1 protein-coding gene is annotated in these 244 nt (G+C 59.8%); it reads right to left on the bottom strand.

Annotation, left to right across the window (positions count from 1 at the left end):
• A partial coding sequence (rdgC, locus tag SB822_RS59905) for a recombination-associated protein RdgC (RefSeq protein WP_410859486.1) occupies positions 1-244 on the bottom strand: 244 nt, incomplete at both ends.

Genomic DNA, 244 nt, shown 5'->3' on the forward strand with positions numbered 1-244 from the left:
TCAGCGTGAGATCAGAGTCGAAGCGTTCGTCGTCGTTCTGCGCGGTCGGATCGCTGGCTTCCTTCAGCACGTCGAGCGGTGCAATGCGCTTGATCGTCAGCGAAGGCGTCAGTACGAACGACACCCGATCGTTCCACGTCATCGCAAGCCGCATGCATTGCTTGCCGGCCTCGATATGACGGCGCATATCTTCGGCGTCCAAAGTATGTCCGACGTAACGCACGGTTGCGTTGCCTTCCGCCGG

Origin of the sequence: Paraburkholderia sp. SIMBA_054, assembly GCF_046534875.1 — a bacterium.
In the GTDB taxonomy this organism is placed as follows: Bacteria; Pseudomonadota; Gammaproteobacteria; order Burkholderiales; family Burkholderiaceae; genus Paraburkholderia; species Paraburkholderia hospita.